Consider the following 13,791-nt stretch of genomic DNA (forward strand, 5'->3'; position numbering starts at 1 on the left):
CGCTAGGCTGACGTCATGAACGCGACCCCGATCCCCGCGACCCTCCATTATGGCGACGGCGAGTTCGCCGTGCTGAAGCCGGGTCCCTTCGTCCTGTGCGCGGTGTCCGGCCGCACGATCCCGCTGGAGACGCTGCGGTACTGGTCCGCAGAACGACAGGAAGCCTATTACAGCCCGGCGGAGGCGCTGACCCGGCTGGTCGGCGAATGATCCCTCGCGCCGCAGCCTGATCCAGGGGGATTCGTCCTGGGCCGGACCAGGCCCCGCGTCATGAACGGCGAGACGCAGAGGCATCATCGGTGCGGTCGGCATGACCGGCCGGGCGACCGGGCCCCATCTGTGCTGGCGCACGAAAGGGCGTGACCGCAACGGTGATCCCTCCCTCCTGATCGGGCAGACGGGGCCTGAATCCCCTTGTCCATCGTCCCGAGGGGCAACCGACATGGACCTGGTCTCCGTTTGACGATAGGTGCTTGCATCTGTCCGCAGTCGTATAGTTCCTCCGCCCCGATCCCATGCCCGGTCTCCACGCCCTGCACATCCTGCTGGCCGACGATAACCAGCACATGCGCGCGATCACGTCAGCGATCCTGCAGTCCGCCGGCGTCCGCAACATCCGCGAGGTTGCGGACGGGACCATGGCTCTGGACGCGCTAAGGTCACGAGACATCGATCTGGCGATCGTGGACTTCAACATGGCCCCTATGGATGGGCTCGAATTCACCCGTCTGGTCCGCAACAGCCCCGACAGCGTCAATCCCCATCTGCCGATCATCATGATGACCGGCCACTCCGAACGGTCGCGCGTCCTTGAGGCGCGCGACGCCGGCGTGACCGAGTTCGTGGTCAAGCCGATCACGGGCAAGGCCATCTTCGACCGCATCGAGGCCGTCATCATGCGCCCGCGCGCCTTCGTGAAGACCGAAGACTATTTCGGCCCGGACCGCCGCCGGAAGAGCTCGGCGACCTACGAGGGTCCGTTGCGCCGCGAGAGCGATCATGCCCTCGATGACGCCGACCTGTCGGACTCCAGCGCGGCATAGACCCGGTCCGGCCACCGGCGGTGGACCCAGAACCAGTCGACCGGATGTTCGCGCACCCGGTCCTCGATGAAGGTCGTGATGGCCTGCACGCCCCGCTTGATGTCGGCCTGTCGGTCGCCCGTGGACGCGACCTCGATCGGTTCGTGGGCCGTCACCCGGAACCGGACGCCGGGCAGCCGCACGACCGACAGCGGCAGGATCACCGTGCCGAACCTCAGCGCCAGCCGTGTCGGTCCGGGCGCGGCGTTCACCGGGTGACCGAAGAAGCTCACCTCGGGTCCCTCCGAGAACTTCTGATCGTTCATCAGGGCGACGCTCTCGCCGCGTCCCATTCCGGCCAGCAACTCCCGCGCCCCGTCCCCGCCCTTGGGCGCGAACAGTTTCACACCATACCTCGCCCGCGCGGCCCGGATCTGGGCATCGACATAGGGGTTGTTCGCCGCGCGATAGGTGACCTGGACCGGCACCCCGCTGGCCACCAGAACGGCCGCCATCGTCTCGATGTTGGCCATGTGGCCGGCGACGAAGACGACCGGCTTGCCGCTCCGACGAATCGCCTCCAGCCGATCCGCCCCCACGATGTCGATCCGGCCGGAGGCCGGCGTCAGCTGATCCATCACGGCCGTCTCGGCAAAGGTGCGGCCTGTCTGTTCCCACTGATCGATGGCCAGCCGCGCCCGCTCCGCCACACTCATATCGGGAAAGGCGATGCGCAGGTTGCGCATGACGATCCGGTGAGTGCTGACGCGCGGTCCCAGGGTCCGCAGCAACCATCCGCCCAGGTTCGATGCCGCCTCCAGCCCGATCAGCCGCATCAGGCCGATGAAGCCGGCGAAGGCCACCGATTCCAGACGCCAGATCAGGTCCTGCCGCACTCCGGGCGCGCGATCGCCCCCAGGGCGATCCGAGCGCGCGCCGACCCTGTGACCCTCCTCACCAGGCAATGGTGATCCCGCCGTCCACGACCAGGGTCTGACCCGTCATATAGGACGACGCCGGCGACGACAGATAGACGGCCGCCCCCGCGATCTCGTCCGGCTGGCCGATGCGACGCAGCGGGGCGGGATCGGTCGCGACCTTCAGGATCTCGGGATTTTCCCACAGGTATCTGGCGAAGTCGGTCTGCACCAGGCCCGGCGCGATGCAGTTAACCCGCACGTTCGACGGCCCCCACTCCACCGCCAGATTCCGAACCATCTGCATGTCGGCGGCCTTGGAGATGTTATAGGCCCCGATCAGGACATTGCCGCGAAGGCCCCCGATCGACGAGACCACGGTGATGGCTCCGGACCGACGCTCCAGCATCTGCGGCGCGACCATCTGGATCAGCCAGTGGTTGGACACGACATTGTTCTGCAGGATCTTGTTGAACTGATCGTCCGAAATCCCCGCCATCGGCCCGGCATAGGGGTTGGACGCCGCATTGCAGACCAGGATGTCGATCTGGCCCCAGGCCGCATTGGTCTCGTCCACCAGCCGCTGCAGGTCTTCCTTCGAGGCGATGTTGGCCGGAATGGCGATGGCGCGGCCCTCGCCATGCTTCGCATTGATGGCGGCCGCGACCTCGTCGCACGGACCCGCCTTGCGCGAGGAGATCACCACCCTGGCCCCATGTTCGGCCAGCCGCTCGGCGATGGCCTTGCCAATGCCCTTGGACGAGCCGGTGATGATGGCGACCTTGCCGGTCAGATCGAACAATTCCATGCGTATCCCCTGATTTCGGCGCGGTTTCTTGAACCGCACCCTAGCCGTTTGGACCTGATACCCTGATACTCGACCGATTCCATCCGGGAAGACGGACAACCCCGTTCCCATGCGCGCACTGACCAACGCTTTTCTGTTCTTCGGCTACGTCTTTCTGGCGATGACGGTCGGTGCCTTCCTGTGGCGGGCGGGGCTGGGCGTCGGTGCGGGCGCGGCGGCGACGTTCGGCGTGCTGGGCCTGCTGGGTGCGGCCCATGCCATCTTCACCGGTATCACGGAACGCAAGGCCCTGCGCGCCGAGATCGGCATGGTGCGTGAGGCGCACCGGCTGCTGGCCGACGCCATGGAACAGACCCAGAGCGCGCTCGGCGACCTCGCCACCGCGATCGAGGCCGGGGCCCTGACCCGCACCGAGGAACTGACCGGCGAAGTCCGCATGCTGGAAGATCTGATCCAGCAGATGAGCATCTCCATCGACCAGCGCCTGAAGGTCGCGCCCATGGTCGCGCCCGACAGCGTCGAGGCCCGCCGCCATCAGCAGTCGAACATTCTGCTGAAAACCGTCCACGACGCGCTGACCGAAAACCGCGTCGACCTGTATCTGCAGCCGGTCGTCACCCTGCCCCAGCGCCGGACCGTCTTCTACGAAAGCTTCACCCGTCTGCGGGATTCGAGCGACCGGGTCATGATGCCGGCGGAGTATCTGTCGATCGCCGAGGGCGAGGGCCTGGTCCCCGCCATCGACAACCTGCTGCTGTTCCGCTGCGCCCAGATCGTGCGCCGTCTGGCGCGTCAGGACCGAAAGGTCGGCGTCTTCTGCAACGTCGCCCTGTCCTCCCTGGGCGACGAGACCTTCTTCCCGCAGTTCCTGGCCTTCCTGTCGGAGAACCGCGATCTGAAGGAGGCCCTGATCTTCGAACTGGGTCAGGCCACCTTCGACGCCCGCGGCGCGGTCGAGGCCCGCAACATGGCCAAGCTGGCCGATCTCGGCTTCCGCTTCTCGATCGACAAGGTCCAGACCCTGGATCTGGACTTCAACGACCTGCAGCGGTCGGATGTGCGCTTCGTCAAGGTCGCCGCCGACCTGCTGATCGAACAGCTGCTGGACCTCGACGGCGGCACGCCCATACCGAGCCTGCGCGACATCCAGGCCGCCGACTTCGCCCAGCTGACCCGCCGCTACGGCATCGAGGTCATCGCCGAGAAGTGCGAGAACGAGCGCCAGATCGTCGACATCCTCGAGCTCGACGTCGCCATGGGCCAGGGCCATCTGTTCGGTCAGCCCCGCGCCATCAAGGAAGACGTCCTCGCCGAGACCGACCCTCCGGCGGATTTCGTGCGCTCCACTCTGATCTCGGCGGAGAAGCGGCGGCGGTTCGCGTAGATCGGCTTCGTTCCCGGGCCGGGGACGTTTCGCCGCACGCGCGGAGCCATGGCAAGCGCCGCCACGAACGTGCAGTGTGTAGGTCGGAAGGGGGGCCGGTCGCCGACCTCACGATGACTGGAGGCACCATGACGTCGATCAGACACCTGGCCTGGGTTCCTGCCGTGCTGGCGATGCTCGGCGCGTGTTCTGCACCGGAGCCGACAGCCGCCCCTGCGGAGACGATCGCCGCTTCGTCCGCCACCGTTCGCCTGCGCGGCACCTTGCAGGCCCTGGCAGGCGATACGCTGACCGTCCGGACCTGGGACGACCGGACGGTTTCGGTCCCCGTCGCGGCGGACACCCGCTTTGTCTGGGTCGTGTCCTCCAGCCTCTCGACGCTCAAGGACGGCGATTTCATAGGCACCGCGACAACCGGCCCGAAGGAGGCCCTTCGCGCGGTCGAGCTTGTGATCTTTCCTGAATCCATGCGTGGAGCCGGCGAAGGCCACTATGCGTGGGACACTCCGGGTGTGGTCGCATCCCGCGGCGGCGGCCCCGTCGAGTCGAGTGCCATGACCAATGGCACCGTCGAAAGCCAGAGCATGATGACCAACGGCACGGTCTCAGGCAGCGAGGCTTCGTCCGCCGGCCGCATGCTGACCATCTCCTATGACGGCGGCACCGCCAACGTCACCATCCCCGAAGACGTGCCGATCGTGCGGTTCGAGCCGACGGACCGGGCGTCCCTGGCGGTTGGACAGAAGGTCTATGTCGTCATACCGGCGGGGGCCACCACGGTCGGGTTCCTGGCCATGGGCAAGGACGGCATCGTTCCGCCGATGTAGTCGGCCGCCAGCGCGGTTCGGTTCGGCACGACCGTGGGCCGGACTGTTTACTTCGTCTCCATCACCAGACAGGTCGAGGTCGCCGTCGCATAGAGCTTGCCGTCCAGACCCTTCAGCTCGGCTTGCGCGAACCCGGCCCGACGCCCCATCTGGACGATCCGCCCCTCGGCCTTCACCGGCACGCCCTCGGTCAGGGCGCGGTGGAAGACCGTCTTGATCTCCAGCGTCGTATAGGCCTGACCCGGCTTCAGCATCGAATGCACCGCGCAGGCGCAGGCCGAGTCCAGCAGCGTCGCCATCCAGCCGCCGTGCACCGTGCCGATGGGGTTGTAGACCGCCCGCGTCGGCGTCCCCTCGAACACCACCCGCCCCTCCTCGATCTCGGTCAGGGCATAGTCGAGCGTCCTCGCGATCGGCGCTGCGTTCTCCTCGCCCTGAAAGGCCAGACGCAACTGCTCGACGCCGGACAGGTGGGTGAGCGACAGGATGCTGGTCATGGCGAACGGTCCGCTGATGGGGTCCGTTCACAATAAGGACTGTCAGAAATGTGGCAAGCCAATCCTCCCCCCCTTGGGGGACGATGCGTTCCTAAAGCCCCGGCAGCTTGAACCCGCCACCGCGGCGCGGCGCGATCACGATCTGCGACTGCGTGCCGGTCAGGGCCTGCAGGCGGGCATTTTCGCTCGCCGCGTCGATGGTGACAGTGCCGCCGGCGGTCTCGCTCTGGGTCGGGGCCTGGGTCGAGGCATCGTCACGCCGCCAGAACAGGATCCGGTTGGCAAAGCTGGTTTCCTTGTGCGCCAGATCACCGAACTCGTCGTCGACGACATAGCGGGCCAGAGGATCGGCGCGGTCGGCACCGGCGGCGCTGACCAGTGCGGTCTCACCGGCCGAACGGGTCACGGCCTGGCGCTGACCCAGCAGGATCTGGCGCGCGGCGCTTTCGGGGGCCAGTTCCTGCGGCCGGGGCTGGCCGGGTGCCGGCGGGCGCAGGCCGTATTCCGGCGGCACCGTCAGGGGCGCGGAGGCCACGGTCAGAAACTCGTCCGGCACGACCTTGGTCAGGCCGATGGATTGGCGCACCGTCCCGCAGGCGGTCAGGGCGACGGCCGAGACGGCGATCAGGGACACAGTCGAAAGACGGGCGATTCTCATGGTTCGGTTCGGCTCCGGCGCGACGAACGCGCCCAGGTCACACAGTTGCAGGCACGAAAGAGCCGCTGATTACGCCTTTTCGTGGGCCACGCCAACGGTGGCCTTCCGTTCCGAGCGGATGCTGTCCAGAATCAACAGGCACACACCGATGGTGATGGCGCTGTCGGCGATGTTGAACACCCACGGGAACACGCCGGTCCCCGAAAAATCGATGAAATCGACGACATAGCCGAAGCGGATCCGGTCGATGGCATTGCCGACCGCCCCGCCGATCACCAGGCCGATCGCCGCGATCAAGGTTCGACGCTGCGCCTGCAGCGCCCACCAGGCCAGGCCACCCGCCACGATAAGCGAAAAGATCGACAGCGCCCACCGCGCGCCCCCCCCGCCGAACAGGCCGAAGCTGACACCGGTGTTGCGAACCATGGTGATCGAGAAAATCCCCGGCACGACCTCGGCGAACCTGTACCCATCGGGAATCAGGGCGGGGTCCGACACGTCGGCCGAACCCAGGACCCAGGCCTTGGTCAGCTGGTCCAGCACGATGACGACGAGTGCGAAGCCATAGGCGGCCCAGGCGATACGAGGTATTTTCATGCGCGTCCGGTTAGCAGGCGAACGCGCCGCCGCCAAACCCTCCCTTCACGCATTTGCCGCGAACCGCTAGTCAGCGCCCATGACCCTGCCCCACGCCCTGCCTGCCCTGTCCGCCGTCGCCGCCGACTATGACGTCCTGCTGTGCGATGTCTGGGGCGTGATCCACAACGGCCGTGAAAGCTGGCCGGAGGCCTGCGCGGCCCTGACCCGGTTCAACCAGCAGGGTGGTCATGTCGTCCTGATCTCCAACTCGCCACGACCGGCGTCCGACGTCATCGCCCAGCTGGATGCCCTTGGCGTGCCGCGCGACAGCTGGCAGGCCTTCGTCACCTCCGGCGACGCCACGCGCGTGGAGCTGGCGGCACGCGCCCCGGGCCCGGCCTGGATCATCGGACCGGAACGCGACGACACCCTGTACGAGGGCCTCGGGCTCGTGCGCGCGCAAGGGGCCGCCGACGCGGCCTTCCTGTCCGTCACCGGCATGATCGACGACGAAACGGAAACCCCCGAGGACTATCGCACCAGTCTGACGGAGGCCGTGGCGCGGGACCTGGAACTGATCTGCGCCAACCCCGACCGGATCGTCCAGCGGGGCGACAGGATCATCTACTGCGGCGGGTCGCTCGCCGATCTGTACGAATCGATCGGCGGTCGGGTGACCATGGCGGGCAAGCCCTATGGCCCGATCTATGCCCTGGCCCTGGCCGAGGCCGGGCGGCTGCTGGGTCGTCCCGTCGACCGGTCGCGCGTGCTGTGCATCGGCGACGGCGTGGTGACCGATGTGCTCGGGGCCAACCGTCAGGCGCTCGACTGCCTGTTCATCGCCCAGGGGATCCACGGCGACGCCGCTCGCGGCACCGACGACGCGCTCGACCCGGCCCGCGCGGCGGCCCTGCTGACGTCCGAAACGGCCTATGCCCGCTACGCCGCCCTGGACCTGAAATGGTAGTCCTCGCCAAACGCCGAAACGCCCGCTAACACCGCCCCATGAACACCGGACCCCACGCCTCGGGCGGCTATATCCTCGAAGAGCTGTCGCCCGGAATGGTCGCGATCAAGGACGTCACGGTGACCGAGGACCGCATCCAGCAGTTCGCCGAGGCGTCCGACGACTTCAACCCGGTCCACATGGACGAGGCCTTTGCCGCCAAGACCGCCTACCGGGGCCGCATCGCCCACGGCCTGCTCAGCGCCTCGTTCGGATCGGCCGTCGTCGGCACCATCCTGCCGGGGGCCGGGGCCATCTACCTCAGCCAGACCCTGGCGTTCCACAAGCCGGTCCGGATCGGCGACGTCGTCCGCGCCCGGATCACCGTCGCGGCCGTGGATCAGGAATCGGCCCGCGTGACCCTGCGCACCGAGGGCTATGTCGGCGAGGACTGCATCATGGAGGGTGAGGCCATCGTCCGCGTCCCCCGCCGTCGCCGGCCCGCCAGGGCCTGACCGGCGCTCTCGTGCCGACCCGGATCATCAACGGCTGGCGCGACCTGCTCCCGGCGCAACGCGGGGCCGCCGCCGCGCTGGGCGCCTTCGACGGCGTCCACCGGGGGCATCAGGCCGTCATCGCCTCGGCCCGCGACGCGGCGAAACGGCTGGATGCCCCCCTCGCCGTCGTCAGCTTCGAGCCGCACCCGCGCCGCTGGTTCCAGCCCGAGGCCGCGCCTTTCCGGCTCATGACGCCCGGCCAGATGGCCCGGGCGCTCGAACCCCTGGGGGTCGAAGGTCTCTATCTGTTGCCGTTCGACGCCGAGATGGCCGGCCTGTCGGATACCGGGTTCGCGCATCGGGTCCTCTGCGAAGGCCTGGGGCTTCGGCACGCTGCGATCGGTTTCGACTTCACCTATGGCAAGGGCCGCACCGGGTCCCCCGACTCCCTGACCCGGGCCGGAGCCGACCTCGGGTTCAGCGTCTCGGTCACCGACCGTATCGATGATGCCGGCGGCCTGAAACTGTCCTCGAGCGCCGTGCGGGAGGCCCTGCACGCCGGCGACATGGCCCGCGCCGCCGCCATCCTCGGCCGCCCCTTCGCCATCGAGGGCGAAGTCGTCCACGGCGACAAGCGCGGCCGCACCATCGGCGTCCCGACCGCCAACGTCCGCCTCGGCGACTATATGCGCCCGGCCTATGGCGTCTATGCCACCCGCACCCGCCTTCCGGACGGCCGCGTCATCGACGGCGTCGCCAACCTCGGCGTCCGGCCGATGTTCGAGATCGCCGAGCCCCTGCTGGAGGTCTGGCTGTTCGACTTCTCGGGCGACCTCTACGGCCAGACGGTCGAGACCGAACTGGTCGCCCTGCTGCGCGGCGAGATGAAGTTCGACGGGCTCGACGCTCTCAAGACCCAGATTGACGGCGATGCAAGGATGGCCAAAATCGTCCTGAACGGAGGAGACACAGCATGACGTTTGACCGGCCCGCCCTGCCTGTGATTTCCAGAATGATCCTGGCGGCCTTTCTCTGCACCTCCCTGTCCGGCTGCGTGACTGGCCTGGTGATGGCCGCCGCCTCCATGGACAGGGCTCAGCAGGAGCGCGAGGCGCAAAGGCACAGCCAGCCCGCCCCGGGCGAGTAGGCCCGGGCGACAGGGCCGGAGGCAACGGCGAGACCCAACGGCACTGATCAGACCTCAGGCCGCCGCCTCGGCCACCTTCATCAGTTCGTCGTGCACCGAAGTCTCGCCGTCGATGATGTCATCGACCTTCCAATTGATGCCTTCGCGCACCAGCTTCAGCTTGAGCGTCTTCGCCTCGCCCAGGTTGGTGAAGGCGACATTGGCCTCGGCCGCATTGGGGGCGGACTGGGCGACGGCGAGGGCAGTGATGGCGAAATCTCCCTGATCCTGGCACGCGCAAAACGGGTCATAGTCAAGCGTCGGCACATCTCCGTTCGCCGCGCGGAAGTCGGCCCCGATCAGGGCATTCATGATGCGCGAGAATATCGGGTCCTGTCCCGGCGCCGGCTGTTCGCCTTGCGGTCCGCCATTGACGTACTGGGCGTAGATCGTCCGCACAAAGACCTCGGGCCCCTCGCCCGCCGCGGCATAGATCTGATCGCGCGACACCGGCCCGGTCGGAGACGCCGCTCCTGCTTGCGAGGATGAGGCTGAGGCCGAAGCCGCGGCATCGCCGTCAGGTGCCTTGGCGTCCTCCCCCTGCGAACAGGCCGCAAGACCAATCGCGGCGACCGAAACCATCATCAAGCTACGCATTGTCATTCTCCGGTTAAGGCCTTGGGTGATCGACGGTTCACCGATCCTCTGCGGGCATTGCCTTGATCTCGGCGGTCGAGGCGATCAGCCCCTCGACCATGTTGGGCTCGCCCGCGAGTATATGCCCGGAACCCCAGGCGATGTCGTCGACCGTCCACTGGCCGTCCTCGCGGACCAGTTTCAGGGTCTGGCGCACAGTCTCCGGCGGCTCGCCGTTGACGAACACCACGGCGGCATCGGCGCTGTCGGATCCGGTCGAGGTGACGACCAGCGACGTCACCTGCAGCTTCAGCCAGTCCTGGCAGGCGCAGATCGGATTGAAACCGAGATAGCCCATGCCCTGGGCGGCTTCGAAATTCTCGTCCCACAGCGCCTTGGTCCGCTCGGACCAGACCGTGTCGGTCCGACCCGACTGAACGCCATAGTCGTCGGTATAACTCGCATAGAGGTCGCGCACGAAGGCTTCCGCCCCTTCGGCCTGGACGGACGTCGCTGCCGCCGCCGGGGCCGCGCCCTCGGTCGGCCTGGCCTCGCAGGCTGCAAGTGGCGCGCCGATCAGCACGGCGCAAAACATGCTCGTCAGTCTGATCCGCATAGACATTTCTCCTCCACGACCTCGCCGCATGAAAGTGACGTTACCGAAACCCCGCGCTTTTCCCAGCCCCCGCGCCCTGATAGGACCCTTCTATGGACGCGCGCCGGATCATTCCGATCGAGATTAGCCGCCCGGCGTAGCGCCGACGGGGCCTGACCGCCCCCGCGCCCGCCGGGATTGCCAGCCGACCTCACCCGACGCCCCCATCAGATTGCCCGAGACCAGACGCATGGCCGACGACGCCCCCCCTACCGAATCCGCCCCCGAATCCTCCACCGGCCGCGACTACCGCGAGACCGTCTTCCTGCCCGAGACGCCCTTCCCCATGCGCGGCGGCCTGCCCCAGAAGGAACCGCAAATTCTGGAACAGTGGGGCGACCTGTATTCCACCCTGCGCGCGCAGCGTCAGGCCGAAGGCGCGCCCCTCTATGTTCTCCACGACGGCCCGCCCTATGCCAATGGCGACATCCACATCGGCCATGCGCTGAACAAGACGCTGAAGGACTTCGTCGTCCGCTCGCGCTTTCTGCTGGGCTACGACGTCGACTATGTGCCCGGCTGGGACTGCCACGGCCTGCCGATCGAGTGGAAGATCGAGGAACGCTACCGCTCCCAGGGCAAGCGCAAGGACGAGGTCTCCAAGGCCGAATTCCGCGCCGCCTGTCGTGAATACGCGGCGGGCTGGATCGAGGTCCAGAAGGACCAGTTCAAACGCCTTGGCGTCACCGGCGACTGGGACAACCGCTACGCCACGATGGACTATTCGTCCGAGGCCGCCATCGTGAAGGAGTTCCACAAGTTCAAGAACTCCGGCCAGCTGTATCGCGGCTCCAAGCCGGTCATGTGGTCGCCGGTCGAGCGCACCGCCCTGGCCGACGCCGAGATCGAATACCACGACCACGTCTCGCCCACGATCTGGGTCAAATTCCCGGTCATCGCCGCGACCGACGACCACCCCGACGACCTGCTGGCCTTCCGCTACCAGACGCCCTCGATCGTCATCTGGACGACCACGCCCTGGACCATCCCGGCCAACCGCGCCATCAGCTTCGGCCCGGAGATCGCCTATGGCCTGTATGAGGTCCAGTCGATGGAGACCGGCCTGGAATTCGAGCCCTGGGCGAAACAGGGCGACCGGCTGATCCTGGCCGACAAGCTGGCCGAGGACGTTTTCAGGGCCGCGAAGATCGCCACCTGGACCCGTATGGACGACATCAACCCCTCCGGCCTGGTCTGCGCCCACCCGCTGGCGGAGCTGGACGACGGCTACCGCTTCAACGTGCCCCTGCTGGACGGCGACCACGTCACCGACGACGCGGGCACCGGCTTCGTCCACACCGCCCCCGGCCACGGCGCGGACGACTTCGACGTCTGGAAGGCCCACGGACATCATGAGGTGCCCGACACCGTCGACCCGGACGGGGCCTACTATCCGTCCGTTCCCCTGTTCGCCGGCCTGAAGGTGCTGGAGACCGAGGGCAAGAAGACCGGCAAGTTCGGCAGTGCCAACCCCGCCGTGATCGAAAAACTGATCGAGGCCGGCACCCTCCTGGCCCGCGGCCGCCTCGAACACAGCTACCCGCACAGCTGGCGCTCCAAGGCCCCGGTGATTTTCCGGAACACCCCCCAGTGGTTCATCCGCATGGACCAGTCGCTGGACCATGCCGACGGCGCGACCCTGCGCGAGACGGCCCTGACCGCCATCGACCAGACCGACTTCCACCCCGCCGCCGGCAAGAACCGCATCCGCAGCATGGTCGAGGGTCGCCCCGACTGGCTCATCAGCCGCCAGCGCGCCTGGGGCACGCCTCTGGCCATGTTCGTCGACAAACACACCGGCCAGCCCCTGCATGACCCCGAGGTCGACGCCCGCATCGTCGCCGCGATCGAACAAGGCGGCGCCGACGCTTGGTACACCCGTCCTGACTCGGACTTCCTCGGCCTGCACGACCCGGCCAGCTACGAGAAGATCGAGGACATCCTCGACGTCTGGTTCGACTCCGGCTGCACCCATGCCTTTACGCTTGAGACCCGCGACCCGGCCCACGGCTACACCGGCGACCGCCCGTCGCACTGGCCCGCCAACCTGTATCTCGAAGGCTCGGACCAGCATCGCGGCTGGTTCCAGTCCAACCTGCTGGAAGGCTCCGGCACCCGCGGCCGCGCCCCCTATGACGCCGTCCTGACCCACGGCTTCACCCAGGACGAGAACGGGGAGAAGATGTCCAAGTCGCGGGGCAATACGACCGACCCCGCCGTCGTCATCAAGGAGAGCGGGGCCGACATCCTGCGCCTGTGGGTCGCCCTGGTGGACTATGCCGAGGACCAGCGGATCGGGAAGCAGATCCTCCAGACCACGGTCGACGCCTATCGCAAGCTGCGCAACACCGTCCGCTATCTGCTGGGTGCCCTGGCCGATTTCGACGAGGCGGAGCGCGTCGCCTATGCCGACATGCCGCCCCTGGAACGGTTCATCCTGCACCGCCTGTGGGAGCTCGATCTGCAGGTGCGCGGGGCCTATGAGACCTACCGCTTCCAGGACGTCGTCCGCCCGGTGCTGGAGTTCTGCGCCGGCGACCTGTCGGCGCTCTATTTCGACATCCGCAAGGACAGCCTCTACTGCGACCGCCCCGACGCCATCCGCCGCCGCGCGGCGCGGACGGTGATGCAGGAGGTCTTCCTGCGCCTGACCGCCTGGCTCGCGCCGTTGACGCCGTTCACCATGGAGGAGGCCTGGACGACGCGCTATCCGGACGCAGGCACGAACTGCGCGCGGGTGATCCCGGAGACGCCTGCGGAATGGCGGAACGGCGAGGAGGCCCATCGGTGGATGCGGGTGAAAACCGTGATCGAGGCCGTCAACGATGCTCTCGAAGCCTCGCGCCGCGACAAGGTCATCGGCGGAGCCTTGGACGCCTGGCCGGTCGTATCAATCGCTCGCGAACTGGAGACGCTCTTCCTTGATCTGGACGCAGCCGAGATCTTCCGGACCAGCGGCGCAGACCTGACGGGATACACCGAGACCCCGTTGGTGGCGCATCCCGGCAAGGAAATCGTCGTTGAAGTCCGGCTTGCCGACCATCCCAAATGCGCCCGCTCCTGGCGTCGCGTCCCCGACGTCGGCTCCGACCCCGCCTACCCCGATCTCAGCGCCCGCGATGCCGACGCGGTGCGATGGTGGGACGCCAGGCATGCGTGACGTTCACCCTCTCCCATCGGGAGAGGGCTTGAGGCCCGCAGAGCGAAGCGATGCGTCTCGGCCGAAAGGGTGAGGGGTT

Annotated in this window: 16 protein-coding genes and 1 pseudogene; 10 read left to right on the forward strand and 7 right to left on the reverse strand. The window is 67.5% G+C overall.

What is annotated here, in order from left to right:
• The first annotated feature begins 15 nt into the window (after positions 1 to 15).
• The 3 genes and pseudogenes from HZ989_RS10640 (at position 16) to HZ989_RS10645 (ending at position 1,043) form a co-directional block, all read left to right on the forward strand.
• Positions 16 to 210, forward strand: coding sequence for a DUF2093 domain-containing protein (locus tag HZ989_RS10640; protein WP_209320806.1), 195 nt, complete (start codon positions 16 to 18; stop codon positions 208 to 210).
• An 85-nt stretch (positions 211 to 295) separates the two neighbouring features.
• Positions 296 to 463, forward strand: a pseudogene (locus HZ989_RS15205) (hypothetical protein); the annotation flags it as partial.
• Positions 464 to 515: 52 nt separating this feature from the next.
• Positions 516 to 1,043: a response regulator gene (locus HZ989_RS10645; RefSeq protein WP_209320807.1), complete on the forward strand. Its 528-nt coding sequence runs from the start codon at positions 516 to 518 to the stop codon at positions 1,041 to 1,043.
• On the opposite strand, the gene HZ989_RS10650 is transcribed toward HZ989_RS10645, so the two are convergent.
• Complete coding sequence (locus HZ989_RS10650) at positions 998 to 1,918, reverse strand: lysophospholipid acyltransferase family protein (RefSeq protein ID WP_209320808.1); 921 nt, start codon at positions 1,916 to 1,918, stop codon at positions 998 to 1,000. The two genes, HZ989_RS10645 and HZ989_RS10650, sit on opposite strands and share 46 nt — an antisense overlap.
• Positions 1,919 to 1,976: 58 nt before the next feature.
• Positions 1,977 to 2,747, reverse strand: a complete 771-nt coding sequence (locus HZ989_RS10655; protein WP_209320809.1) for an SDR family NAD(P)-dependent oxidoreductase — start codon at positions 2,745 to 2,747, stop codon at positions 1,977 to 1,979.
• Positions 2,748 to 2,856: 109 nt separating this feature from the next.
• Between HZ989_RS10655 and HZ989_RS10660 the strand changes: the two genes are divergently transcribed.
• Both HZ989_RS10660 and HZ989_RS10665 read left to right on the forward strand, forming a co-directional pair.
• Positions 2,857 to 4,131: an EAL domain-containing protein gene (locus HZ989_RS10660; protein WP_209320810.1), complete on the forward strand. Its 1,275-nt coding sequence runs from the start codon at positions 2,857 to 2,859 to the stop codon at positions 4,129 to 4,131.
• A gap of 128 nt (positions 4,132 to 4,259) precedes the next feature.
• Positions 4,260 to 4,958 carry a hypothetical protein gene (locus tag HZ989_RS10665; protein ID WP_209320811.1) on the forward strand — a complete coding sequence of 233 codons (699 nt, stop codon included), beginning with the start codon at positions 4,260 to 4,262 and terminating at the stop codon, positions 4,956 to 4,958.
• Between the two features lie 47 nt (positions 4,959 to 5,005).
• Here HZ989_RS10665 and HZ989_RS10670 read toward each other — a convergent pair whose 3' ends face one another.
• From HZ989_RS10670 to lspA, 3 genes are all read right to left on the reverse strand, one after another.
• Positions 5,006 to 5,455: a PaaI family thioesterase gene (locus HZ989_RS10670; protein WP_209320812.1), complete on the reverse strand. Its 450-nt coding sequence runs from the start codon at positions 5,453 to 5,455 to the stop codon at positions 5,006 to 5,008.
• Between the two features lie 91 nt (positions 5,456 to 5,546).
• Positions 5,547 to 6,113: a DUF3035 domain-containing protein gene (locus HZ989_RS10675; RefSeq protein ID WP_209320813.1), complete on the reverse strand. Its 567-nt coding sequence runs from the start codon at positions 6,111 to 6,113 to the stop codon at positions 5,547 to 5,549.
• Positions 6,114 to 6,182: 69 nt separating this feature from the next.
• Positions 6,183 to 6,710, reverse strand: a complete 528-nt coding sequence (lspA, locus tag HZ989_RS10680; RefSeq protein WP_209320814.1) for a signal peptidase II — start codon at positions 6,708 to 6,710, stop codon at positions 6,183 to 6,185.
• 79 nt (positions 6,711 to 6,789) lie between these two features.
• On the opposite strand from lspA, the gene HZ989_RS10685 reads away from it, so the two are divergent.
• The 4 genes from HZ989_RS10685 to HZ989_RS10700 are packed head-to-tail and all read left to right on the forward strand — an operon-like array spanning position 6,790 to position 9,282.
• Positions 6,790 to 7,659 (forward strand): TIGR01459 family HAD-type hydrolase, encoded by an 870-nt coding sequence (locus HZ989_RS10685; protein ID WP_209320815.1) that lies wholly within the window; start codon positions 6,790 to 6,792, stop codon positions 7,657 to 7,659.
• A gap of 38 nt (positions 7,660 to 7,697) precedes the next feature.
• Positions 7,698 to 8,153 (forward strand): MaoC family dehydratase, encoded by a 456-nt coding sequence (locus HZ989_RS10690; RefSeq protein WP_209320816.1) that lies wholly within the window; start codon positions 7,698 to 7,700, stop codon positions 8,151 to 8,153.
• A gap of 11 nt (positions 8,154 to 8,164) precedes the next feature.
• Positions 8,165 to 9,112, forward strand: a complete 948-nt coding sequence (locus HZ989_RS10695; RefSeq protein ID WP_209320817.1) for a bifunctional riboflavin kinase/FAD synthetase — start codon at positions 8,165 to 8,167, stop codon at positions 9,110 to 9,112.
• Positions 9,109 to 9,282: a hypothetical protein gene (locus tag HZ989_RS10700; RefSeq protein ID WP_209320818.1), complete on the forward strand. Its 174-nt coding sequence runs from the start codon at positions 9,109 to 9,111 to the stop codon at positions 9,280 to 9,282. Before HZ989_RS10695 ends, HZ989_RS10700 begins: the two co-directional genes overlap by 4 nt.
• Before the next feature lie 54 nt (positions 9,283 to 9,336).
• Here HZ989_RS10700 and HZ989_RS10705 read toward each other — a convergent pair whose 3' ends face one another.
• Together HZ989_RS10705 and HZ989_RS10710 are read right to left on the reverse strand one after the other, a co-directional pair.
• Positions 9,337 to 9,918, reverse strand: coding sequence for a DUF3828 domain-containing protein (locus tag HZ989_RS10705; RefSeq protein ID WP_209320819.1), 582 nt, complete (start codon positions 9,916 to 9,918; stop codon positions 9,337 to 9,339).
• 37 nt (positions 9,919 to 9,955) lie between these two features.
• Positions 9,956 to 10,513, reverse strand: coding sequence for a DUF3828 domain-containing protein (locus HZ989_RS10710; protein WP_209320820.1), 558 nt, complete (start codon positions 10,511 to 10,513; stop codon positions 9,956 to 9,958).
• Between the two features lie 229 nt (positions 10,514 to 10,742).
• Here HZ989_RS10710 and ileS point away from each other — a divergent pair, with 229 nt between their 5' ends.
• On the forward strand, positions 10,743 to 13,712 hold the full coding sequence (ileS, locus tag HZ989_RS10715) for an isoleucine--tRNA ligase (RefSeq protein WP_209320821.1): 2,970 nt from the start codon (positions 10,743 to 10,745) through the stop codon (positions 13,710 to 13,712).
• The last annotated feature ends 79 nt before the right edge of the window (positions 13,713 to 13,791 follow it).

The organism is Brevundimonas sp. AJA228-03 (assembly GCF_017795885.1).
GTDB lineage: Bacteria > Pseudomonadota > Alphaproteobacteria > Caulobacterales > Caulobacteraceae > Brevundimonas.

Excerpts from the sequence above, each read along its gene's own strand:
- HZ989_RS10665 (WP_209320811.1), top strand. The coding sequence starts at position 4,260 with ATGACGTCGATCAGACACCTGGCCTGGGTTCCTGCCGTGCTGGCGATG.
- HZ989_RS10655 (WP_209320809.1), bottom strand. The coding sequence starts at position 2,747 with ATGGAATTGTTCGATCTGACCGGCAAGGTCGCCATCATCACCGGCTCG.
- ileS (WP_209320821.1), top strand. The coding sequence starts at position 10,743 with ATGGCCGACGACGCCCCCCCTACCGAATCCGCCCCCGAATCCTCCACC.
- HZ989_RS10645 (WP_209320807.1), top strand. The coding sequence starts at position 516 with ATGCCCGGTCTCCACGCCCTGCACATCCTGCTGGCCGACGATAACCAG.
- HZ989_RS10690 (WP_209320816.1), top strand. The coding sequence starts at position 7,698 with ATGAACACCGGACCCCACGCCTCGGGCGGCTATATCCTCGAAGAGCTG.
- HZ989_RS10710 (WP_209320820.1), bottom strand. The coding sequence starts at position 10,513 with ATGCGGATCAGACTGACGAGCATGTTTTGCGCCGTGCTGATCGGCGCG.
- HZ989_RS10700 (WP_209320818.1), top strand. The coding sequence starts at position 9,109 with ATGACGTTTGACCGGCCCGCCCTGCCTGTGATTTCCAGAATGATCCTG.
- HZ989_RS10675 (WP_209320813.1), bottom strand. The coding sequence starts at position 6,113 with ATGAGAATCGCCCGTCTTTCGACTGTGTCCCTGATCGCCGTCTCGGCC.
- HZ989_RS10670 (WP_209320812.1), bottom strand. The coding sequence starts at position 5,455 with ATGACCAGCATCCTGTCGCTCACCCACCTGTCCGGCGTCGAGCAGTTG.
- HZ989_RS10685 (WP_209320815.1), top strand. The coding sequence starts at position 6,790 with ATGACCCTGCCCCACGCCCTGCCTGCCCTGTCCGCCGTCGCCGCCGAC.
- HZ989_RS10705 (WP_209320819.1), bottom strand. The coding sequence starts at position 9,918 with ATGCGTAGCTTGATGATGGTTTCGGTCGCCGCGATTGGTCTTGCGGCC.
- HZ989_RS10660 (WP_209320810.1), top strand. The coding sequence starts at position 2,857 with ATGCGCGCACTGACCAACGCTTTTCTGTTCTTCGGCTACGTCTTTCTG.
- lspA (WP_209320814.1), bottom strand. The coding sequence starts at position 6,710 with ATGAAAATACCTCGTATCGCCTGGGCCGCCTATGGCTTCGCACTCGTC.
- HZ989_RS10640 (WP_209320806.1), top strand. The coding sequence starts at position 16 with ATGAACGCGACCCCGATCCCCGCGACCCTCCATTATGGCGACGGCGAG.